The organism is Herbaspirillum sp. (genome assembly GCF_035644555.1).
GTDB lineage: Bacteria > Pseudomonadota > Gammaproteobacteria > Burkholderiales > Burkholderiaceae_D > Herbaspirillum.
On the sequence record NZ_DASQOH010000053.1, the window covers coordinates 90,684 to 112,232 of the forward strand.

General features: G+C 65.3%; 18 protein-coding genes. 9 read left to right on the plus strand and 9 right to left on the minus strand.

Annotation, left to right across the window (positions count from 1 at the left end):
* Nucleotides 1-224 precede the first annotated feature (224 nt).
* Together VE092_RS15440 and VE092_RS15445 are read right to left on the minus strand one after the other, a co-directional pair.
* On the minus strand, nt 225-1,211 hold the full coding sequence (locus tag VE092_RS15440; RefSeq protein WP_324878195.1) for a response regulator transcription factor: 987 nt from the start codon (nt 1,209-1,211) through the stop codon (nt 225-227).
* Entirely contained in the window at nt 1,189-4,653 is a 3,465-nt protein-coding gene (locus tag VE092_RS15445; RefSeq protein WP_324878197.1) for an ATP-binding protein, read from the minus strand. Before VE092_RS15445 ends, VE092_RS15440 begins: the two co-directional genes overlap by 23 nt.
* Nucleotides 4,654-5,192: 539 nt before the next feature.
* Here VE092_RS15445 and urtA point away from each other — a divergent pair.
* The 8 genes from urtA to VE092_RS15485 all read left to right on the plus strand — a co-directional run bounded on the left by urtA (nt 5,193) and on the right by VE092_RS15485 (nt 13,059).
* A complete protein-coding gene (urtA, locus tag VE092_RS15450; protein ID WP_077236840.1) occupies nt 5,193-6,449 on the plus strand; it encodes an urea ABC transporter substrate-binding protein in 1,257 nt (418 codons plus the stop codon).
* A 124-nt stretch (nt 6,450-6,573) separates the two neighbouring features.
* Entirely contained in the window at nt 6,574-7,491 is a 918-nt protein-coding gene (urtB, locus tag VE092_RS15455; RefSeq protein ID WP_006713022.1) for an urea ABC transporter permease subunit UrtB, read from the plus strand.
* A gap of 43 nt (nt 7,492-7,534) precedes the next feature.
* Complete coding sequence (gene urtC / locus VE092_RS15460) at nt 7,535-8,761, plus strand: urea ABC transporter permease subunit UrtC (RefSeq protein ID WP_324878274.1); 1,227 nt, start codon at nt 7,535-7,537, stop codon at nt 8,759-8,761.
* A complete protein-coding gene (urtD, locus tag VE092_RS15465; RefSeq protein WP_324878200.1) occupies nt 8,758-9,525 on the plus strand; it encodes an urea ABC transporter ATP-binding protein UrtD in 768 nt (255 codons plus the stop codon). The genes urtC and urtD overlap by 4 nt, the downstream gene beginning before the upstream one ends.
* Nucleotides 9,526-9,550: 25 nt before the next feature.
* A complete protein-coding gene (gene urtE / locus VE092_RS15470; RefSeq protein ID WP_102663786.1) occupies nt 9,551-10,240 on the plus strand; it encodes an urea ABC transporter ATP-binding subunit UrtE in 690 nt (229 codons plus the stop codon).
* 30 nt (nt 10,241-10,270) lie between these two features.
* Nucleotides 10,271-11,302 (plus strand): aliphatic amidase, encoded by a 1,032-nt coding sequence (locus tag VE092_RS15475; protein WP_324878203.1) that lies wholly within the window; start codon nt 10,271-10,273, stop codon nt 11,300-11,302.
* A 193-nt stretch (nt 11,303-11,495) separates the two neighbouring features.
* A complete protein-coding gene (gene fmdA, locus VE092_RS15480) occupies nt 11,496-12,674 on the plus strand; it encodes a formamidase (protein ID WP_006713014.1) in 1,179 nt (392 codons plus the stop codon).
* A gap of 88 nt (nt 12,675-12,762) precedes the next feature.
* Nucleotides 12,763-13,059 carry an FmdB family zinc ribbon protein gene (locus tag VE092_RS15485; RefSeq protein ID WP_006713012.1) on the plus strand — a complete coding sequence of 99 codons (297 nt, stop codon included), beginning with the start codon at nt 12,763-12,765 and terminating at the stop codon, nt 13,057-13,059.
* 29 nt (nt 13,060-13,088) lie between these two features.
* On the opposite strand, the gene VE092_RS15490 is transcribed toward VE092_RS15485, so the two are convergent.
* Together VE092_RS15490 and VE092_RS15495 are read right to left on the minus strand one after the other, a co-directional pair.
* Nucleotides 13,089-13,325 carry a hypothetical protein gene (locus tag VE092_RS15490; RefSeq protein ID WP_241811624.1) on the minus strand — a complete coding sequence of 79 codons (237 nt, stop codon included), beginning with the start codon at nt 13,323-13,325 and terminating at the stop codon, nt 13,089-13,091.
* A gap of 10 nt (nt 13,326-13,335) precedes the next feature.
* Complete coding sequence (locus VE092_RS15495) at nt 13,336-14,208, minus strand: HDOD domain-containing protein (protein ID WP_324878208.1); 873 nt, start codon at nt 14,206-14,208, stop codon at nt 13,336-13,338.
* Nucleotides 14,209-14,358: 150 nt separating this feature from the next.
* Between VE092_RS15495 and VE092_RS15500 the strand changes: the two genes are divergently transcribed.
* Complete coding sequence (locus tag VE092_RS15500) at nt 14,359-16,869, plus strand: DUF3141 domain-containing protein (protein ID WP_324878210.1); 2,511 nt, start codon at nt 14,359-14,361, stop codon at nt 16,867-16,869.
* Between the two features lie 26 nt (nt 16,870-16,895).
* On the opposite strand, the gene phnX is transcribed toward VE092_RS15500, so the two are convergent.
* From phnX to phnD, 5 genes are read right to left on the minus strand one after another with little or no spacing between them, the layout of a single operon-like run.
* Nucleotides 16,896-17,723, minus strand: a complete 828-nt coding sequence (phnX, locus tag VE092_RS15505) for a phosphonoacetaldehyde hydrolase (RefSeq protein WP_324878212.1) — start codon at nt 17,721-17,723, stop codon at nt 16,896-16,898.
* Between the two features lie 52 nt (nt 17,724-17,775).
* On the minus strand, nt 17,776-18,873 hold the full coding sequence (gene psrA / locus VE092_RS15510; protein WP_324878214.1) for an iron-containing alcohol dehydrogenase PsrA: 1,098 nt from the start codon (nt 18,871-18,873) through the stop codon (nt 17,776-17,778).
* A gap of 47 nt (nt 18,874-18,920) precedes the next feature.
* Entirely contained in the window at nt 18,921-19,766 is an 846-nt protein-coding gene (phnE, locus tag VE092_RS15515; protein WP_324878216.1) for a phosphonate ABC transporter, permease protein PhnE, read from the minus strand.
* Between the two features lies 1 nt (nt 19,767).
* Complete coding sequence (phnC, locus tag VE092_RS15520; RefSeq protein WP_077236853.1) at nt 19,768-20,577, minus strand: phosphonate ABC transporter ATP-binding protein; 810 nt, start codon at nt 20,575-20,577, stop codon at nt 19,768-19,770.
* Nucleotides 20,574-21,440 (minus strand): phosphonate ABC transporter substrate-binding protein, encoded by an 867-nt coding sequence (gene phnD, locus VE092_RS15525; protein ID WP_324878220.1) that lies wholly within the window; start codon nt 21,438-21,440, stop codon nt 20,574-20,576. The genes phnC and phnD overlap by 4 nt, the downstream gene beginning before the upstream one ends.
* Nucleotides 21,441-21,549 lie beyond the last annotated feature (109 nt).

A 21,549-nucleotide genomic window follows, 5' to 3' on the forward strand; every position in this document is an offset into this window, starting at 1 on the left:
CTCAGGGTGATCTCGCTATGGATCTATGGCCTGGTCCCGCTCTGTTGCGGTCTCATCGTTGCGCGGGCCTCGGTGCAACGCCAATATGACCGCCTGATGAAGTGCGGTATTCCCGCCTGTATGCTCGTCGTCGCAGCGTTGACACTGGTGCTGTACCTGCGACAGCTAAGATGATCCAATCAGCGTCAGTCCTGATCAAACCAGGTGCCGACTGGGTGAATCCTCTATTGCAGCAACTGCCCGCCACTCCCCGCCGCCACGCTACTGGCCAGCACCGCCGCCGCCGAGCGGGTTTCCACGCCCAGTTTCACGAAGATGTGTTCCAGGTGCTTGTTCACCGTGCGCGGGCTCATGCCGAGGATGTCGGCGATGTCGCGGTTGGTCTTGCCCTTGCCCAGCCACAGCAGGACGTCGCTCTCGCGCGGGGTGAGCCGGCAGGCTTCCAGCGAGGCGGGTAGCACCGGGCCATCTTCCGGCCGGGCCAGCGCTGCCGGGCCGCCGGTCTTTTCTTCCAGCAGCAGGCTGGCGCCATGCCCCTGGCCGGGGCCGCACAGGGTGATGTGCAGTTCGCCCTGGTCCAGGCGCACCACAAGCGGGGGCAACTGGTCCAGGTTCTCGCCCTGGCGCTGGCGCACCAGTTGTTCGTTCAGCCAGACCTGCAGTGCCGCCGGCAGCCGCTGGCTGCCCGGTGCGGGGGCGCCGAAATACTTCTCCAGCCATTGCGAGGCCTTGCTGGTCTGCCAGGTCGGCAGGCCGTTGCCGCCCAGGACGATCACCGCATGCGCGGCCTGTTCCAGGACCCCGCGTGCCTGCGACATCATGCGCCCGGTGCGGATGTGGGCGCCGATGCGGGCCACCACTTCCTGCGGGCGGATCGGCTTGGTCACGTAGTCGATGCCGCCGACCTCGAAGCCGCGCACCACATGTTCGGTCTCCGACAGGCCGGTCATGAAGACCACCGGCACGTGGCTCACCTGCCGCAGTTGCTTGATGCGGCGACAGGTCTCGAAGCCGTCGATGCCGGGCATCATGGCGTCCAGCAGGATCAGGTCGGGCGTGATGTGATCCAGCCGCTGCAGCGCCGAGAGACCATCGGTGGCGACCAGCACGATGTGGCCGCTTTCGTCGAGGGCGTCGGACAACATGGCCAGATTGTCGGGCATGTCATCGACGATCAGTACGACTTGCCTATCGAACGTCGTTGAGATCATGGCGGATCAGCTCCTTGATGCGGGTGACATATTCGTTGAGTCGGAATTGCCTGACCAGTTGCCGCAGCTCCGTGGTGAAGGGCAGGTAGGCCGGGTTCTGGCGGTCCATGGCGTCCAGCTGGCGCAGGATTTCCTTGGCATAGCCGATGCTGCCCAGTTGCAGCAGGGCGGCCAGCCTGTCCTGGCCCGGCACCAGCATCAGTGGCTTGGCCGTGATGGTGGTGGTGGCGGTGGTGGCGGGCGGCGTGGCAGCGGGCGCCGAGGCGGTCGTGCCGGGCGCCACCCAGTCCAGTTGCAGGTGTTGCCGGATCTTGCCCAGCAGTTCGTTGTACGAGACCGGCTTGACCAGGAAATCGTTGACCAGTGGCGCGCCATTGCGTTCGTGCAGGTTCTCGAAGGCATTGGCCGAGACCAGCAGGATAGGCAGCTGCGTCAGGCCCCGCGCGCGGATGGCGCGGGCCACGCTCCAGCCATCCATCTGCGGCATGGCGATGTCGAGCAGGATCAGGTCCGGCAACTCGTGCGCCAGTTTTTCCATGCAGGCCAGGCCGCTGTCGGCCTCGCTGACCGCAAAGCCCAGCGGGGCCAGCATGTCCTTCAACAGGCGCCGTTGCGAGGCCTGGTCGTCCACCACCAGGATATGGCGCGAGGGGCCGGCGTAGCCGGACATCTGGTCTTCCAGCTGCAGGCGGGGGCGCGGCACATGCACCTCCGGCAGGTAGAGCTTGAGCTGGAAGCTGCTGCCGCTGCCGACCCTGCTCTGTACGCTCAGTTCGCCCCCCATGATGTGCACCAGCATGCGGCTGATGGCCAGGCCGAGCCCGGTGCCGATGTCTTCGCGCAGGCTGGCCGCGTTGCTGCGTTCGAAGGGCAGGAAGATGCGCTCCAGGTCGTCGTCGGCGATGCCGATGCCGGTATCGACCACCTCGAACCAGGCGATCTCGCGGGCATAGCGCACCTTCAGGGTGACCCCGCCCCGGTCGGTGAACTTGACGGCATTGCCCAGCAGGTTGATGAGGATCTGCCGCAGCCGCTTCTGGTCGGCATGCACGATGTGCGGCAGACGGCCGGTTTTTTCGAAGCGGAACTGCAGGCCCTTCTGTTCGGCCTGCGGGGCGAACATGCCCACGATCTGTTCCAGGAAGGCTTCCAGCGCCAGTTCGTCGGAGGCCAGGCGCATCTTGCCGGCCTCGATCTTGGCGATGTCCAGCAGGCCGTCGATCAGGCTCAGCAGGTGTTCGCCGCTGCGGCGGATGATGGCGATGGCTTCCTTGCGGGCCGGCGGGATGGTGGCGTCCACGTGCAGGATCTGGGCATAGCCGAGGATGCTGTTCAAGGGCGTGCGCAGCTCGTGGCTCATGCCGGCCACGAAGCGGCTCTTGGCCAGGTTGGCCGATTCGGCGGCTTCCTTGGCGCGCTGCAGTTCGGCGTCGGTCTGCTTGTGGGCTTCGATTTCCTGCAGCAGCAGGTTGGTCTGGCGCTCTGATTCTTCCTGCGCGACGGCGCGGCTTTCATTGGTCAGCACCAGCCACCACGCGCCCACGCCGACCACCACCAGCAACAGGCAGAACAGCTTGATGAAGACGCCCCGCAGCGAGTCGGGCGCGGAAAGCGTCAAGCCGGAGAGGTCGGCCATCTGCTGGAAGTACAGCATCCACAGCACGATGGCCAGGCCACCGGCCAACAGACCGAAGACGCTCAGGTAATGGCCGATGCGGGTATTGAGCTTGAGCGCGAAGCGCGCCGGGATCAGCTGGCGCAGGGTATGCAGGATCTGGTTGGGCAGCCGCGCGCGCGGGGTCTTGCAGCGGTCCTTGCAACGCGCATCGAGCGAACAGCACAGCGAGCAGATGGCGCCCTGGTAGGCCGGGCAGTGCGCCATGTCCGGGGTTTCGAAGGCATTGCCGCAGATGACGCAGTCCAGTACCGAGGGGCTGTGGCCGGGCGTGTAGGGGCGATAGCTCTGTTCGGACAAGGTATCGCGGCGGGCGATGTAGTAGCGGCTGCCGGTGGCCACCGCGATCAAGGGTGCGCTCACCAGGGCCGTCCCCAGTGCGATGAAGGGGGACAGTGCCGCCACCGTCTTGCCCAGCACGCCGGACATGGCCAGCGTGGAAAGCAGGGTGGCGATCACCATCGAGCCCACGCCGACCGGGTTGACGTCGTACAGGTGGGCGCGCTTGAACTCGATATGCGCCGGGCTCAGGCGCAACGGCTTGTTGATCACCAGGTCGGCCACCACCGCACCGATCCAGGAGATCGCCACCAGGCTGTAGAGCGCCAGCACGTGTTCCAGCGCATTGAACACGCCCAGTTCCATCAGCAGCACCGCGATCAGGACATTGAACACCAGCCACACCACGCGGCCCGGGTGGCTGTGGGTCAGGCGGGCGAAGAAATTGGACCAGGCCAGCGAACCGGCATAGGCATTGGTGACATTGATCTTGATCTGCGACACCACCACGAACAGCACCACCGCCCCCAGCGCCAGGGCCGGATTGCCGAACACGTACTGGTAACCGATCAGGTACATCTGGGTCGGTTCCACGGCACGCGCCATCGGCACCTCGTGCTGGATGGCGAGGAAGGCCAGCAGCGCGCCACCCAGCATCTTGGCGCCGCCCAGCAGAATCCAGCCGGGGCCGGCCAGCAGCAGGGCGCTCCACCAGCGGCCGCGATTGGCGGCGGTCTTTTTCGGCAGGAAGCGCAGGAAGTCGACCTGCTCGCCGATCTGGGCGATCAGCGAAAAGGCCACCGTCGCCGCCGCGCCGAACAGCAGCAGGTTGAAGGAGCTGCCTTCCTCGGCACGGCCGGCAAAGCTCATCAGGTTGCGCAGGGCGTCGGGTTCCTCGTACAGCACGCACAGGTAGGGCAGCACCAGCAGCACCAGCCACAGCGGCTGGGTCCACATCTGCAGGCGGTTGATCAGGGTGATGCCGTAGGCCACCATGGGGATGATGATCAGCGAACAGAGCACGTAGCCATACACCAGCGGCAGGCCGAAATAGATCTCGATGGCCTGGGCCATGATGGCCGCTTCCAGCGCGAAGAAGATGAAGGTGAAGCTGGCATAGATCAGCGAGGTGATGGTCGAGCCGATGTAGCCGAAGCCGGCGCCGCGCGTGAGCAGGTCCATGTCCACCCCGTAGCGCGCCGCGTAGTAGCTGATCGGCAGGCCGGTCAGGAAGAACAGCACCACCACGCAGACGATGGCCCAGAAGGCATTGGTAAAGCCGTAGCTGAGGGTGATGGCGCCGCTAATGGCTTCCAGCGCCAAAAAGGAGGTCGCGCCCAGGGCCGTGTTGGCCAGGCGGAATTCGGACCAGCGGCGAAACGACAGCGGCGTATAGCGCAGTGCGTAATCTTCCAGGGTCTCGTTGGCGACCCAGGTGTTGTAGTCGCGGCGGACCTTGACGATGCGTTGTGTGGCGGGATGGGTCACGTTGGCTCGGGGGAAGTCAGGTCATCTCGTCAGGTCCTGGGCTGCCGGACCGCTCGCGTTTAGGCGCAAGCAATTTTCAAACCATTTGGACGGTGAGGGCATACGTCAAATGACGTATGTGCGCTGCCGCATTCCACGGGAATTCACCAAAACACAGCAGACCCGCAGGAGGTATTGCCACCCCGGCAAGAGCATCGCCACGCTCCCCGCCATTTGCCTGCACCAACAACAGGCGGCGGGCGGGCAAAAGCTGTGCAGGCGGGCGGCCGACCGCGGCCGGGAGCTTACGTCAAACAACGTATTGTTGCGCTGCACCGCCGATCCTATTCTGCCTCCCAGAACGAAGGGGAGGGCCAGCGCAGCTAAAAGCCGGCTTGAAGGAATATTCATAGGTATCAGGGGATTTTTTCCTGAATACCGCGCCAGTGGCGGTCCTTTCCCTCGTTTGTTCACTTTTTCGTTTTTTACCGGCTTTTTTTCTGCACGACGCCACGTTTGCCCGGCCGGCATCCAACAACAACGACCGAAAGGAGTACCGCATGTCGCATTCCTCGTCTTCCAATCCGCCCTCGCTACCGCGCCGCAAGGTCCTCATGGGCCTGGCCGCCGGTGCTGCCGCAGCCGCCCTGCCGGGCATGGCCTCGGCCCAGCAGTATCCGACCGCCAAGGTCAACACCACCAAGCTGGCCATCACCGATACCGAGGTCACCGTGGGCCAGCTGCACTCGGCCACCGGCACCATGGCCATCAGCGAGACCGGGTCGATCCAGGCCGAGCGCCTGGCCATCGACCAGATCAATGCCATGGGCGGCATCCTCGGTCGCAAGATCAAGATCATCCAGGAAGACGGCGCCAGCGACTGGCCGACCTTCGCCGAAAAGGCCAAGAAGCTGCTGGAGAACGACCGCGTGGCGGCGGTCTTCGGCTGCTGGACCTCGGCCTCGCGCAAGGCGGTTCTGCCGGTGTTCGAGAAGGACAACGGCCTGCTCTACTACCCGACCTTCTACGAAGGCCTGGAGCAGTCCAAGAACGTCTTCTATACCGGGCAGGAGGCGACGCAACAGGTGCTGGCGGGCCTGAACTGGGTGGCCAAGGAAAAGAAGGCCAAGACCTTCTTCCTGGTCGGCTCGGACTACATCTGGCCGCGCACCTCCAACAAGATCGCCCGCAAGCACATCGAGAACGTGCTCAAGGGCTCGGTGGTGGGCGAGGAATACTATCCGCTGGGCAATACCCAGTTCGGCTCGCTGATCAACAAGATCAAGCTGAAGAAACCCGATGTCATCTTCGCTGACGTGGTGGGCGGCTCCAACGTGGCCTTCTACAAGCAGTTGAAGGCGGCCGGCGTCACCGCCAAGACCCAGAACCTGCTGACCATCTCGGTCACCGAAGATGAAATGCTGGGCATCGGCGGCGAGAACGTGGAGGGCTTCTTCGCTTCCATGAAGTATTTCCAGAGCCTGGACAACGCCAACAACAAGAAATTCGTGGCCGAGTTCAAGGCCAAGTTCGGCGCCAATTCGGTCATCGGCGACGTCACCCAGGCCGCCTACCTCGGCCCCTGGCTGTGGAAGGCAGCGGTGGAAAAGGCCGGCAGCTTCGACGTCGACAAGGTGGTGGCAGCCTCCCCCGGCATCGAACTCAAGACCGCGCCGGAAGGCTACGTCAAGGTTCACGAGAACCACCACCTGTGGAGCAAGACCCGCATCGGCGAAGCGCAGAAGGATGGCCAGTTCAAGGTGGTCTATGAGTCTGACCTGATCGAACCGAATCCCTTCCCCAAGGGTTACCAGTAAGCAGTAGGCGTCTCTTCACTGCGTAGCAAAGCGGCGGCGTCTGTAGTGACATGCGGGCGCTGCCGCCCCTTAACGATCAATTCGGTCAATTCGGTCAATTCATCCTTGCCCATCGGGAGTCAACATGGTTTCTCTATCCGAATTCGGCGCCATCTTCGCCATGCAGGGCTTCAATGGCCTCTCGGTGTTCTGCGTCCTGTTGTTGATGGCGCTGGGCCTGGCCATCATCTTCGGGCAGATGGGCGTGATCAACATGGCCCACGGTGAATTCCTCACCATCGGCGCCTACATCACCTATCTGCTCTCGCATCTCACCACCACCTATGCGCCGGCCTTGCAGCCGATCTACTTCTTTGTGGCCATCGTGCTGTCCTTCGCGGTGGCCTACGGCGTGGGCTACCTGACCGAACTGCTGCTGATCAGCCGCCTCTACAAGCGCCCGCTCGATACGCTGCTGGCCACCTGGGGCCTGTCGCTGGCGATGCAGCAGACCTTCCGTTCCATCTTCGGCGCCAAGGAAGTCAGTGCCACCCTGCCGGACTGGCTGATGGGTTCCTTCAAGCCGACCGACGCCATCGACATTCCCATCAATGGCCTGTTCATGATGGGCATCACGGTGCTGCTGACTGGGGCCATCTTCGTGCTGCTGTTCCGCTCGCGCTGGGGCCTGCAGGTGCGCGCCACGATGCAGAACCGGGTCATGAGCGGGGCGGTCGGCATCAATACCCGCAAGGTCGACCGCACCACCTTTGCGCTCGGTTGCGGCGTGGCCGGGGTGGCGGGTGCGGCCTTCACCACCATCGGTTCCACCGGTCCCACCAGCGGTTCGCTCTACATCGTCGATACCTTCCTGGTGGTGGTCTTCGGCGGCGCGCAAAGCCTGATCGGCACCATCGCCTCGGCCTTCTCGATTGCCCAGACGCAGTCCACGGCGGAGTTCTTCCTGACCGGTTCCATGGCCAAGGTGCTCACGCTGTCGGCGGTGATCCTGATCCTGATGCTGCGTCCGCAGGGCCTGTTCTCGGCCAAGGTGCGCAAGTGATGGCCGGCTTTTCTTTCTCCAACAACCCGTGCGAGGTCCGATGATGCATGCAGCCTATGAAAAACTGTTGGGCGGGCGCTCCGGGGCGGTGGGCCTGCTGGTGATGGCGGTGCTGTTGCTGGTGGTGTTTCCGCTGACGCTGGACATGTTCCGTCTCAATCTTGTGGGCAAGTACCTGTCCTATGCCTTCGTGGCGGTGGGCCTGGTGCTGTGCTGGGGCTATGGCGGCATCTTGAGCCTCGGCCAGGGGGTGTTCTTCGGGCTGGGCGGCTATTGCATGGCCATGTTCCTGAAACTCGAAGCCTCCGACCCCATCAGCACCAAGATCCAGTCCACGCCGGGCATTCCCGACTTCATGGACTGGAACCAGATCACCGCCTTGCCGGCCATGTGGGAGCCCTTCCACAGCTTTGCCTTTACCGTGCTGGCGGTGCTGCTGGTGCCGACCATCCTGGCTATGCTGATCGGCCTGGCCATGTTCAAGCGCCGGGTGGGGGATGTGTATTTCTCCATCGTCACGCAGGCCATCGCGGCCATCCTCTCCATCCTGATCATCGGCCAGCAGGGCCTGACTGGCGGCGTCAACGGCATCACCGACCTGAAGACCCTGATGGGCTGGGACATCCGTACCGACCATGCCAAGCTGGTGCTGTACTTCGTCAATGCCGCCTTGCTGTTCGGCTGCATCCTGTTCGGCCGCTATGTGCTCGGCTCCAAGCTGGGACGCCTGCTGGTGGCCATGCGCGACAAGGAGGAGCGGGTGCGCTTCTCGGGCTATGACGTGGCCAGCTTCAAGGTCTTCGTGTTCTGCGCGGCGGCCATGTTCTCGGCCATCGGCGGGGCCATGTTCACGCTGCAGGTGGGCTTCATGTCGCCCTCCTTCGTGGGCATCGTGCCGTCCATCGAGATGGTGATCTATGCCGCCGTCGGTGGTCGCATGTCGCTGCTGGGCGCGGTGTACGGCACGCTGCTGGTGAACTTCGGCAAGACCTATTTTTCCGAGACCTTCCCCGAGCTGTGGCTGTTCCTGATGGGCGGCCTCTTCATCGCGGTGGTGATGTACTTCCCCAATGGTTTGGCCGGTCTCTGGCAGACCCAGGGCAAGCGGCTGATGGCGCGGCTGCGGGGCGAGCCCAAGCCGGCGGCGGTGCCAACGGTCGCACCCGCTGTGGCCCCAGCTGTCACGACTGTCGCGGCGGCCCGTCCGTCCACCCCTGAACCCAAGCGCGACGGTATCGAGCCCGGCGCCACCCTGGAGGCCAGCAAATGAGCGAGAACCCCATTGGTTTCGAATCGGATGCCCATCCGGTCCTGGCCATCGAAGATTTGACGGTGTCCTTCGACGGTTTCAAGGCGGTGGACGGCCTCAATCTCTACGTGCAGCGCAACGAGGTGCGCGTGGTGATCGGCCCCAACGGCGCCGGCAAGACCACCGTGCTGGACCTGATCTGCGGCAAGACCCGCGCCACCTCCGGCAGCATCAAGTTCAACAGCCATGAGCTGACCAGGATGAGCGAGCACGCCATCGTGCGGGCGGGGGTGGGGCGCAAGTTCCAGACGCCGTCCATCTACGAAAACCTCAGCGTCTTCGAAAACCTGGAAATGTCCTTCCCGCGCGGCCGCAAGGTGTTCGGCGCGTTGACCTTCCAGCGCTCGCCGGACGTGGTGGCACGGGTGGAGGCGGTGGCCGCCGAGATCTTCCTCGACCAGCAGCTGCACACCCAGGCCGACCTGCTCTCGCACGGGCAGAAGCAGTGGCTGGAGATAGGCATGCTGCTGATGCAGGAGCCCGAACTGCTGATGCTGGACGAACCGGTGGCCGGCATGAGCGTGTCCGAGCGCGAAAAGACCGCCGAGCTGCTGGGCCGCATCAGCCAGGGCCGTTCGGTGGTGGTGATCGAGCACGACATGGATTTCGTCAAGAGCATCGCCCACAAGGTGACCGTGCTGCACCAGGGCAAGATCCTGGCCGAGGGCAGCATGGAGAAGGTGCAATCCGATCCCAAGGTGATCGATGTCTATCTCGGTCACTGAACGCCTACCCAACCCGGAGCCAGCCATGTTCAAAGTCTCGCAACTCGCCTCCGGCTACGGCCAGAGCAAGGTCATCCACGACGTCGACCTGTCGGTGGCCAAGGAAGAAATCGTCGCCGTCATGGGCCGCAACGGCATGGGCAAGACCACGCTGTTCAAGACCCTGATGGGCATCCTGCCGCTGCGCGGCGGCAGCATCAGCATCGATGGCGTCGAACTGGGCGCCCTGGAAAGCCACCAGCGCGTGGAGCGCGGCGTGGCCTATGTGCCGCAGGGGCGGATGATCTTTTCGCACATGACGGTGCTGGAAAACATTCAGACCGGTCTGCCGGCCTCGGCCCGGGGCAAGGTGCCGGACGAGCTGTATTCGCTCTTCCCGGTGCTCTATGACATGCGCACCCGCAAGGGCGGCAACCTCTCCGGCGGCCAGCAGCAGCAACTGGCCATTGCGCGGGCGCTGGCCACCAACCCCCGGGTGTTGTTGCTGGATGAGCCCACCGAGGGCATCCAGCCTTCCATCATCAAGGACATTGCCAGGAGCCTGAAGGAAATCCGCAAGATCCGCGCGCTCACCATCGTGGTCTCGGAGCAGGTGTTGAGCTTCACGCTGGAGATCGCCGATCGCTTCCTGGTGATCGACAAGGGGCGCTTCGTCTACGAGGACACGCGCGCCAACGTCGATGCGCCCACCATCAGCAAGTACCTGTCGGTCTGAATTCACCTGTTTGCGAGAAGGAGAAAGCCCATGAGACACGGAGACATTTCAAGCAGCAAGGATGCCGTCGGCGTGGCGGTGGTCAACTACAAGATGCCGCGCCTGCATACGCGCGGCGAGGTGCTGGAAAACGCCAGGAAGATCGCCGCCATGCTGGTGGGCATGAAGCAGGGCCTGCCGGGGCTGGACCTGGTGGTGTTCCCGGAGTATTCGACCCACGGCATCATGTATGACCGCGACGAGATGTTCGAGACCGCTGCCGCCATCCCCGGCGAGGAGACCGCCATCTTCTCGGAAGCCTGCCGCATCGCCGGTGTGTGGGGCGTGTTTTCGCTGACCGGCGAACGCCATGAAGAGCATCCGCGCAAGGTGCCGTACAACACGCTCATCCTCATCAACGACCAGGGCGAGATCGTGCAGAAGTACCGCAAGATCATGCCCTGGACGCCCATCGAGGGCTGGTATCCGGGCGACACCACCTATGTCTGCGACGGCCCCAAGGGCTTGAAGATAAGCCTGATCATCTGCGACGACGGCAACTATCCCGAAATCTGGCGCGACTGTGCCATGAAGGGCGCGGAGCTGGTGGTGCGCTGCCAGGGCTACATGTACCCGGCCAAGGAACAGCAGATCATGGTCTCCAAGGCCATGGCCTGGATGAACAACCTCTATGTGGCGGTGGCCAATGCGGCCGGCTTCGATGGCGTGTATTCCTACTTCGGCCACTCGGCCATCGTCGGCTTCGATGGCCGCACCCTGGGCGAATGCGGTACCGAGGAAATGGGCATCCAGTATGCCGAGCTGTCCATCGGCGCCATCCGCGATGCGCGCCGCAACTGGCAGTCGCAGAACCACCTCTACAAGCTGCTGCACCGGGGCTATACCGGCAAGATCAATTCGGGCGAATCGCCGGCCGGCGTGGCCGAGTGTCCCTTCGATTTCTACCGCACCTGGGTCAACGATCCGCAGGCCGCCCGCGCCCAGGTCGAGGCGCTCACCCGCAACAGCGCCGGCACGCCTGAATGTCCGATGCCGGGGATTCCTACTGAGCCGGCAGCTTGACAAGTCATTCGGGTTGGCAAGCTGCTGGCCGTTCGGACTGAGTAGACCCGAAGGGTCGTATCGAAGGCGCTCATGCCGCTCGCCAACCGCTGGCGCGCCTTCGATACGCCGCGTTGCGGCTACTCAGGACGAACGGCAGCAGCACTGCAGACTGGCCGCAAGCCACGAACCTATCCACCACCAAGGAGATCGCATGCAACACTTCAAGATCAAGCCCGGCGTCCCGCTGGCAGAGCAGCCCGAACTGGGTCACAACCGCTGGCACCCGGACCTGCCGTTCCTGGCCTCGGTCAAGCCCGGTGAATCCATCCTGATCGAGTCGCTGGACTTCCTGGATGCCCAGATCAAGGACACCGATGACGTCTCCGACGTCAAGAATGTCGACCTGACCCGCGCCCACCCGCTGACCGGTCCCTTCCACGTCGAAGGCGCCGAACCGGGTGACTTGCTGGTGATCGACCTGCTGGACATCAAGCCGGTGACGCCGGTGGGGTTCTCGGGCGTGTTCTCCAAGGAAAACGGCGGCGGCTTCCTGGCCGATTACTTCCCCGAGGCCGACAAGGCCATCTGGGACCTGAAGGGCCTGTATGCCACTTCGCGCCATATCCCGGGCGTGCGCATCGCCGGCCTGACCCACCCGGGCCTGATGGGCTGCCTGCCGTCGCATGAGCTGCTGGCCGAATGGAACCGCCGCGAAGCGCCGCTGGCCGCCAAGGGTCTGGCCAAGCCGCCCGATCCGAGCACCGCCGTGCTGCGCGGTCTGACCGGCGCCAAGTTCGACGAGATGGCCAAGGTGGCGGCGCGCACCGTGCCGCCGCGCGAGCATGGCGGCAATACCGATATCAAGGACCTGTCGGCGGGTACGCGCATCTTCTTCCCGGTGTATGTGAAGGGCGCCGGTTTCTCGATGGGTGACCTGCACTTTTCGCAGGGCGATGGCGAGATCGGTTTCTGTGGCGCCATCGAGATGGATGGCGTGAGCCACGTCGGCTTCGATCTCATCAAGGGCGGCATGGCCAAGTACAACATCACCTCGCCCATCTTCATGCCCAGCATCGTCAAGCCGCATTACGAGCAGTGGCTGACCTTCGAGGGCATCAGCGTGGAAAACGGCGTGAACTACTACCTCGACGCCACCGTGGCCTATCGCCAGGCCTGCCTCAAGGCTATCGACTACCTGACCCACTTCGGCTACACCGGCAGCCAGGCCTACATGCTGCTCACGGCCGCGCCGGTGGAAGGGCGCATCGGCGGCATCGTCGATATTCCCAACTGCGCCTGCACGGTGGCCTTGCCGACCTCGATCTTCGATCAGGACATCACGCCCAAGGGCATGTTGAACGACAAGTCCTACTGGGGGCGCAAGGGCTGACGCCTGAGGCTTCGTTGTGCGTAGTGTGTTCCCGGCCGGAGGTCTTTCCGGTCGGGTCTTTTCGGGTCGGGATTCTTCAGGAGGGGACATGCCCTTGTACGACATTCGTTGCAGCCATTGCGACGGCATCTTCGAACGACTGATTCCCTTGCAGGCCTTGCATGGCGACACCAGCTGTCCCTATTGCAAGCAGCCGACGGCGGCCGCGCCCATGCTCACCGGCGGCCATGTGGGGCTGCAGGTCAGGTATCGCTGGCAACCGCGCAACGGCGCCGAACAACTGGCCGGTCAGGGAGCCACCGGCCCCGGTACCCATGCCGGGGCTGGTCGCAGCAGCGTACTGCACAACTGCAAGGGGCATAGCTGCAGCATCTGTGCGACCTGATGTCGCTGCAGGCAGCGGCCCGAAGCGGGTCAGCCCAGCCAATGCGCCATCAGGATCAGCAGCGCTACCGTGGCCAGCAAGCCCAGCAGGGTGACCAGGTCGACGTCCTGCACCTGATGGCGCCAGTGTTCGCCGCGCAGCGGCGTCAGGCGCGGGTAGCGGCCCAGCGTGACCAGCTTGAGCAGGCCGCAGCCGATGGCGTAGAAGACGGCATTGAAGGCCAGATGGCGTAGCAGGCCCAGCACCAGGCCGATGAAGGTCTCCATGGTGACGGCCTTATTCCAGCATGGCGTCCAGCCCGGCCGACAACTCGCTGAAGGAGGGCATGGCGCGCCCGGCCTGATCTGGCGCATGTTTTACCAGCACCGGGCGCCACGCCGGGTCCACGCCCAGTTTTTTGGCCAGCGCAGCGGGATAGCTGGCCAGGGCCGTGGCGTCATCCAGCGCAAGTACCTCGACCCGGGCCGCCCAGGCGCCCAGGTGGACCCAGGCTGCGGCGCGCTCCAGGCGACCGGCGGCCAGGGGATCGGGAATGCTGCGCAGGGCGGTGGTCATGGCGTCGGGGAAGTGCCAGAGGGTGGCCAGTTCGGCCGAGACATCGGCGTAGTGGAAGCCCCAGGCGGCTTTCTCCCGTTCGGCGCGGTCGGCGTCGAGCACATTGCATTGCTTGTCCAGGGGCGCTACCGCTGCTGCGGCCACAGCGTGCAGTTGCAACTGGCCGATGCCATGCATCATGGCAACCGTGAAGACGGCGTCGCCATTGTCTTCACCGGCATGACCGGCGTGCATGGCCAGCCAGCGGGCGGCGACGGCGGTATAGAGGGTGTGCAGCCAGAACTGGTGCAGGTCCATGCCGCGCGTGTTCTTGAAGGCGGCCACCATGCCGTTGCCCAGCACCAGGTTGCGCACCATGATGAAACCCAGCATGCGCAGCGCGTCATCGACCGTGCCGATGGTCCGCGAGGCGTGGAAGAAGGCCGAATTGGCCAGCCGCAGGACCTTGGCGGTGAGCGCCGGATCGGCGGCGATCTGCTGGGCGATGTCCTGGGCCGAGACGTCCTCGGCATTGAAACTGGCCATCAGTTGCTGTACCACCTTGGGAACGGTCGGCAACTTGCCGGGCTGGTCCACCAGGCTCTTGAGCTCCATGAGAATTCCTCCACGCAATGATTTTGTTGTGCCGGCTGGGCCAAAGCAGGGAAAAGCGGTTTTATTGTCTCAGAGATCGGACGATTTGCTTTCACCTTTCTCCGTATGATGGACTGGTTACCCCTCTGAACCCCCTCCGGGAGCGAGTCCATGGCAAGTCGCAAGAACGCTGGATCCCTTCACCCTGATGCCGCCACCGGTGCTGCAGCCGATACTGCAGCCCCGCCAGCCCTGGCCTGGGGCGATGTGCAGGCGTATGTGGAGGACTGCGTGCAGCGCAGTTTCCTCTTCCTCGATACCCTGCTGGACCGGGGCAATGATTACCTGGAACACCTGGAGCAGGGCACGCCGCCGCTGCTGAAGTTCGACCATACCCTGGTGCTGGACGGAAAGGACCTGCCGGCACCCTGCAACTACGCCTTGCTATTGCTGCAACCACCGCCGGAACTGCCGGTCGATCCTGCAGCGCGGCCGGTGGTGGTGGTCGATCCCCGGGCCGGGCATGGCCCCGGGATTGGCGGCTTCAAGTTCGATTCCGAGGTGGGCATGGCGATGAAGGCCGGGCATCCGGTCTATTTCGTGACCTTCCGGCCGGAGCCGGAGGATGGCCAGACCCTGGTCACCGTGATGGAGGCCGAGGCGCGCTTCCTGGAAGAGGTGATCCGCCGTCATCCGCAATGTGCGGCCAAGCCGGTGGTGATCGGCAATTGCCAGGCCGGCTGGGCCATGATGACGCTGGACGCGGTGCGGCCGGAACTGTTCGGCCCGCTGATGATGGTCGGGGCGCCAGCCTCCTACTGGGCCGGCAGTTCTACCTTGAATCCCATGCGCTACAGCGGCGCCACGCTGGGCGGTACCTGGCTGGCTTCGCTGGCGGCCGATCTCGGGGCGGACCGCTTCGATGGCGCCAGCCTGGTGGAGAATTTCAAGAAGCTCAACCCGGCCAATACCTTCTGGAACAAGTATTACAACCTGTGGGCGGGGGTCGATCAGGAGGCGCCGCGCTTCCTGGAGTTCGAACGCTGGTGGGGTGGCTTCTTCCGCATGACCGGGGCCGAGATCGAGGCCATCACCGAGAACCTGTTCGTCGGCAACAAGCTGGCGCGCGGCGAGCTGGAGGTGCGCGGCAAGGCGGTGAACCTGCGCGACATCGTGGCGCCCATCGTGGTCTTCGCCTCCTGGGGCGACAACATCACGCCGCCGCCGCAGGCCCTGAACTGGATCATCGATACCTGGGGCGACGAGCGCGCCATCGCTGCTGCCGGGCGCACCATCATCTACGTGTTGCATGAGAGCGTGGGCCACCTGGGCATCTTCGTGGGGGGATCGGTGGCGCTGAAGGAACACGACCAGCTGGTGAGCTCGCTGGACGTGATCGAAAGCCTGCCACCGGGCCTCTACGAGATGAAGCTGGAGCGCAAGGATGGCCAGCAGGCGCAGCGCTGGGACGCGCTGGAGCCGGGCGACTATACCGTGCAATACCAGCACCGCACCATGGACGATCTGCGCCGGCTCAATCCCGAGGGGCGCGAGGAGGAATCCGTCTTCTCGACGGTAAGCCAGTGGTCGCAGATCAATGCGCAGTTCTACAAGACCTGGGTACGCCCCTGGGTGCGCATGACGGCCACCCGCGAAAGCGCCAATGCGTTGATGCGCCTGAACCCGCTGCGCATGCAGCGCCAACTGTTCTCGGATGCGCACCCGGCGGCGTCGTTCATCCGCCAGCAGGCCGCGCAGGCGCGGGCGCGGCGGGTGCAGCTGGATGCCCAGCATCCGCTGAAGCGCTACGAGCAGCGCATGGCGCAGAAGATCACCGATGAACTCAATGCCTGGCGTGACCAGCGCGATGCGCGCACGGTGCGCATGACGCGCCAGGTGTTCGGCCCCAACGGACTGGGCGCCGTATTGCCGCCCCGCGAGGCCGATGCCGAGGTCGCGCAGCGTTGGGCGCAGGAAGAACTGGGACGTTATCGCAGCGCCGTCATCGGAGACATCGCCAACGGCGGCTTTGCCGAGGCGGTGTGCCGCATCGTCATCGCCGGGATGATCTCGGTGGGCGTGTTCGAGCGGCGCAGCCTGCGTCTGGCGCGCCTGCTGGCGCAGCTGCCGGGCATGCATGCCAGTGTGTCGCCCCAGACCAACTGGGTGCAACTGTTGAAGGAGCAGGCGCGCGTGACCGCCGTGGCGCCGGTGGAAGCCCTGAATGCCCTGCAGCAGATGCTGCCCGACCGCGCCAGCCGCGAACGGGCGCTGGCCTTGTCGGCGGCGGTGATGATGATCGAGCCGACGCTGGCCAACCCGCGCTCGGAAATCATCGAGCTGTTGATCGGCACGCTGGACGTCGATCCCGGCAAGGTGATCGCGCTGGCGCGCAAGCTGACGACGGCCATCGGTGAGTCCCCTGACGAGATCACGGTTGATGCCGATGCGGCCGATGCGGACGATGGGGGCGATCGTGCCACTGCACCATCACGCAAGGCCCCGGCGACGCCGCGCAAGAGCACCCGCAAGGCGGCGCCCATCGCAGTGGCCAAGCCTGTGAAGCCCGCCAAGGTGGTCAAGCCAGCCACCGCAGCGGCCAAGGCTGCTCCCGCCAAGCGCAGCGCGGCGCCGAAGAAGGCGGCCGCGACCAGCCCCCGGGCGCGCAAGCCGCGCAGCTGATCCGGGGACCTCGGAGACTCGGGACTTCAGGGACGTTCGCCGCTGGCCAGGCGGGCACGGATGTGGGCCACCACCTCCGGCAGCGTCGCCACCGAATCGATCACATAGTGGGCGCCGGCTGCGCGCAGGCGCGCTTCGGCCTGCTGCTTCAGATGCGTCACTTCAGCTGGCGTCCGGGTGAACAGTTCTGCCTGGGTGAGTCCCACTTCATTGCCCGACAGCGACACCCCCACGCTCCACATGCCGGCGCGCAGACCTTCCTCGATACCAGGTACGGTGTCGTCCACCTTGATGCAGCCTGCCACGTCATCAATGGCCAGCGTCAGCATGTTGGCCAGCGCCATGTAGGGGCCGGGGCGGCCACCGGCCTGCAGTTCGTCGCCGGCCACCACGTGGTCGGGGCGGATGCCCTGTTCGGCTGCCAGCGGCAGCAGCACGTCCAGCACCTGGCGCGGATAGCCGGAGCAGGAGCCGATCTTGAGGCCCTGACCACGCAGCCAGGCCAGCACCTGGGCCGCGCCCTCGATGGGTTGCGAATACTGGCCGACCTTGGCGATCTGCATCGGCATGAAGCGGGCATAGATGGCATCGACATCGGCATCGCTGGCCGGGCGGCCGGCGTGGCGCTGCCATTGGGCGGCGATGTCGGCGTCGTCCAGCAGTACGCGGATGTGCTGCCACTTGGACAGGCCCATGGGGCCGCGCGCCTGTTGCAGGGTGATCTCAATGTCGAAGCTCTTGAAGGCGTCCACGAAGATCTGGGTCGGCGCCAGGGAGCCGAAATCGACCAGCGTGCCGGCCCAGTCGAAGATGACGGCTTGCAGGTTGCGGCCGGGTTGCGGGGTGGTGTGCATGAATATTCTCCTTGTCGGATGGCGATGTGCAGTGTTGGGATGGGCGTGCAGATCAGGATGCGGCCGCGATGAAGTTGCGCCCGCGAGGGCCTTGCAGGGCCTGCTGCAGGGCGGCGTCCCAGCGCTCGCCTTCACCCAGGCCATAGCGGGCCGGGTCGGTGGACACGCCTAGCCCTTCCAAGAAGGCGGTGAGCCGGGCCACGGCCTGGTGGGCGTCGCTGGCGTCGAAGATGTCCAGCAGCAGCGCATCCACGGACGCATCGCGGCCCAGCGCCAGGCGCAGGATGTGGGGCAGCGAGAACGAGCAGGCGATGCCGTGGACCACCCCTTGCCGCAGCGTGATGTCATAGGACAGCGAGTGCGCCAGGGCGGTGCGGGTATTGGAAAAGGCCAGGCCGGCCTGCAGCGCCGCCACTGCCATCTGCTCGCGCAGGGACAGTGCGTCGGGCTGGCGCATGAGGGCCGGCAACGTGGCGAGGATGCTGCGCGCGGCACTGGCGGCCAGGGTCGAGGAGACCGGGTTGCGGTGGCGGTTCCAGATCGCCTCCAGGGCATGCGACAGCGCGTCCAGGGCGCTGGCCAGGGTGGCGGCCGGGGGCAGGCTGCGCATCAGTTCGGCATCGATGAGGGCGGCCTCGGGCCAGGTCCAGGGACGATGCAGGGAATACTTGTGACCGCCTGCCGCATCCCACAGCGTGGCCCAGGGCGTGACTTCGCTGCCGGTGCCGGCGGTGGTGGGAATGGCGATGAGCGTCTTGATGCGGGCGGGGTCGGGCTGGAAGGCGCTGTCCTGGCGCAGATGGGTGAGCAGTTCCTCGAAGCGGCCCGAGGGCGTGGGCGCCAGCATGGCCTTGGCACAGTCGATGACACTGCCGCCGCCCAGCGCGATCAGGCAGGGGACGTCGGGGTGCTGCTGCCACAGGCGCTCGTGCATCGCGCCCAGCCAGGCGACGTCGGGATTGGGTTGCACGTTGTTTTCGATGGCCACCAGCTGCGGTCCGAGCAGGGCGGCGATGGCCTGCTCCAGGCCCAGCGCGGCGGCCTCGGGAAAGGTGATCAGGATGGCGCGCCGGCCTGCCAGCAATTGCGGCAGGGTGGCAAGGCTGCCGGCGCCGGCGTGAATAGCGACCGGGTTATGGAAATTCCACATGAGTCTGTTCTCGGGGTTTTCGGGGTTCGCGATGTTGAATGGGGAGATCAATGCGTGCTGCCATCCTGGATCAGGCGCCGCAGGTGGCTGGAGAGCGCATCGGCGGCCACCACCATCAGGGTCACCACGACGATGCAGGTGGCGGTGTCCTGGTACTTGAACAGCTTGAGGCTGTTGACCAGTTCGAAGCCGAGGCCGCCGGCCCCGACCATGCCCAGCACGGTGGCCTGGCGCAGGTTGACCTCGAAGCGGTAGAGCACGGTGGCGATCCAGGCCGTGGCGACCTGCGGCAGTACGCCGAAGATGATCACCTGCAGCGGCCTGGCGCCGGTGGCGCGCAGTGCTTCCAGCGGACCCTGGTCGATTTCCTCGATGCTTTCGGCGAAGAACTTGCCGACCATGCCCACGCCGTGTACCGCCAGTGCCAGCACGCCCGGGAAGGGGCCCAGCCCCACCGCCGAGACGAACACCAGCGCCAGGATCAGTTCATTGATGCTGCGGGTGACGTTGAGGCCCTGGCGCACCAGGGCGTGCAGGGTGCGGTTGGGGTTGAGGTTGCGTGCTGCCAGCAGGGCCACCGGTACGGCGCCGAGCACGCCCAGCAGGGTTCCCCACAGCGCGATCTGCAGGGTCTCGATGGCCGGGGCCAGCAGTGCCGGCAGCAAGGACCAGTTGGGCGGGAAGGAGCGGGCCAGGAAGTCGCCGATCTGCGGCAGTCCATTGGCCAGTTCGCTCCACGACAGTTGCGTGCCCTGGGCGCTCCAGCCGAGGAGCCAGGCGATCAGCGCCACCAGGGCGGCGTAGCCCAGCCAGGCGCGCAGCGTCTGCGGACGGGGGCCGGTCCAGAGATAGCCGGGGGCGGGCGAAGAAGGAGAGGAGGAGGGACTGTTCATGTCAGGTTCCTTGGATCGCCGGTGCCAGGCTGGTGGCGGCGGTGGCGGTGGCTTGGGAAGCCGGGTGCGGTACGTGACCGGGGCTGGCATAGATGCGGTCCAGGTGATGCTGGTCCAGCGCCGTGCCGGGGCCGTCGAAGACCAGCTCGCCACCGGACAGGCCGATGATGCGGTCGCCGAATTCGCGGGCGTAGTCCACCTGGTGCAGATTGCAGACCACGGTGATACCCAGTTCGCGCGAGGCGGCGCGCAGGTAGTGCAGCACCAGGCGCGAGGTCTTGGGGTCCAGGCTGGCCACCGGTTCGTCGGCCAGGATCACCTGCGGCTGCTGGGCCAGCGCGCGGGCGATGCCGACCCGCTGGCGCTGGCCGCCGGAGAGGGCGTCGGTACGCTGGTGGGCCTTGTGTTCCAGTTCCACGCGGCGCAGGCAGTCCATGGCCAGGGCCACGTCCTGGCGGCTGAACAGTTGCAGGATCGAAGACCAGGTCGGGACCTGGCCGAGGCGCCCGGTCAGGGTGTTCTTCAGCACCGACAGGCGCGGCACCACATTGTGATGCTGGAAGATCATCGCCACCTGGCGGCGCAACTGGCGGACCTGGCGGGCGCGGGGATCGGTGGCGTCGAAGCCGGCGATCCGGAGTTCACCCGAACTGGGCTGGACCAGACCGTTCATGCAGCGCAGCAGGGTGGACTTGCCGGCCCCGGACGGGCCCAGCACCACCAGGAACTGGCCGGCCGGGACGTCCAGATCAATCCCGCGCAGCACGGCATGGCTGCCGTAGTGCTTGGCGAGGGCGCGCAGCTGGATCATTTCATGGCCTTCAGGTCCAGGTTGAGGATCTTGGCGGTCTCGCGCACCACGTCGTAGGCGCCGTCGGTGGTGGGGACGAAGCCGTTCAGGACGCCCTGGTCACCCCATTTCACGTCCTTGATGTTGGCGAAGGCGGCGGCGATCTTCTGTTTCAGGGCCGGGTCCAGGTCGCGGCGCCAGACCATGGGCGACTCGGGGATGTCGGGCGAGGTCCAGACCACGTTCAGGTCCGATTGCTGGACCACGCCCTTGGCCACGGCGGCCGCCAGGATGCGGTCGGCCACGGCAGCGGCATCGACCTTCTTGTTGGCCACGGCCAGGATGCTGGCGTCATGGGAGCCGGAGAAGATCACCCGGGAAAAATACTTGTTGGGATCGATATTGAGTTTTTGCAGGCCGGCGCTGGGGAACAGGTGGCCGGAAGCCGAGGACGGGTCGACGAAGGCCATGGTGCGGCCCTTCAACTGCTCCACGCTCTGCAGGCCGCTGTCCTTGCGGGTGATGATGAGGCTCTTGTAGAAGCTGCGGCCGCTCTTCTTGGTCTCGGCCACGGCGAAGGCTTCGACATTGGCCACCGAGCTGGCCAGCACATAGGAGAAGGGGCCGAGGTAGGCCACATCCAGCTTGCGCGAGCGCAGCGCCTCGATGATGCCGTTGTAGTCGGTGGCGATGAAGGGCTTGACCGGTATGCCCAGCTGCTGCTGCAGGCTGTCGATGACGGCCTTGCTGTTTTCCAGCATGGCCTGCGAATCTTCGGCCGGGATCAGGCCCACGGTCAGGGGCTGGGCGGCGCGCACCGGCTGGCTCAGCAGGAGGGAGGTCAGGGCGCCCAGGCACAGGGCGAGCAGGGAACGTCGTTGCATGGTGGATCCTTGTCGTGGGCGTCCGGTGTTGGACGCAGTGGGTGATCGGCGGCGCAGTGTCGGGCGAATTGGTCGGGCCGGTACTGACAGGAAGGGAGCTTACGGGGGC

Excerpts from the sequence above, each read along its gene's own strand:
- phnX (WP_324878212.1), bottom strand. The coding sequence starts at position 17,723 with ATGCACACCACCCCGCAACCCGGCCGCAACCTGCAAGCCGTCATCTTC.
- fmdA (WP_006713014.1), top strand. The coding sequence starts at position 11,496 with ATGCAACACTTCAAGATCAAGCCCGGCGTCCCGCTGGCAGAGCAGCCC.
- urtA (WP_077236840.1), top strand. The coding sequence starts at position 5,193 with ATGTCGCATTCCTCGTCTTCCAATCCGCCCTCGCTACCGCGCCGCAAG.
- VE092_RS15500 (WP_324878210.1), top strand. The coding sequence starts at position 14,359 with ATGGCAAGTCGCAAGAACGCTGGATCCCTTCACCCTGATGCCGCCACC.
- VE092_RS15490 (WP_241811624.1), bottom strand. The coding sequence starts at position 13,325 with ATGGAGACCTTCATCGGCCTGGTGCTGGGCCTGCTACGCCATCTGGCC.
- VE092_RS15440 (WP_324878195.1), bottom strand. The coding sequence starts at position 1,211 with ATGATCTCAACGACGTTCGATAGGCAAGTCGTACTGATCGTCGATGAC.
- psrA (WP_324878214.1), bottom strand. The coding sequence starts at position 18,873 with ATGTGGAATTTCCATAACCCGGTCGCTATTCACGCCGGCGCCGGCAGC.
- phnD (WP_324878220.1), bottom strand. The coding sequence starts at position 21,440 with ATGCAACGACGTTCCCTGCTCGCCCTGTGCCTGGGCGCCCTGACCTCC.
- VE092_RS15485 (WP_006713012.1), top strand. The coding sequence starts at position 12,763 with ATGCCCTTGTACGACATTCGTTGCAGCCATTGCGACGGCATCTTCGAA.
- VE092_RS15495 (WP_324878208.1), bottom strand. The coding sequence starts at position 14,208 with ATGGAGCTCAAGAGCCTGGTGGACCAGCCCGGCAAGTTGCCGACCGTT.
- urtC (WP_324878274.1), top strand. The coding sequence starts at position 7,535 with ATGCATGCAGCCTATGAAAAACTGTTGGGCGGGCGCTCCGGGGCGGTG.
- phnC (WP_077236853.1), bottom strand. The coding sequence starts at position 20,577 with ATGATCCAGCTGCGCGCCCTCGCCAAGCACTACGGCAGCCATGCCGTG.
- urtD (WP_324878200.1), top strand. The coding sequence starts at position 8,758 with ATGAGCGAGAACCCCATTGGTTTCGAATCGGATGCCCATCCGGTCCTG.
- phnE (WP_324878216.1), bottom strand. The coding sequence starts at position 19,766 with ATGAACAGTCCCTCCTCCTCTCCTTCTTCGCCCGCCCCCGGCTATCTC.
- urtB (WP_006713022.1), top strand. The coding sequence starts at position 6,574 with ATGGTTTCTCTATCCGAATTCGGCGCCATCTTCGCCATGCAGGGCTTC.
- VE092_RS15475 (WP_324878203.1), top strand. The coding sequence starts at position 10,271 with ATGAGACACGGAGACATTTCAAGCAGCAAGGATGCCGTCGGCGTGGCG.
- urtE (WP_102663786.1), top strand. The coding sequence starts at position 9,551 with ATGTTCAAAGTCTCGCAACTCGCCTCCGGCTACGGCCAGAGCAAGGTC.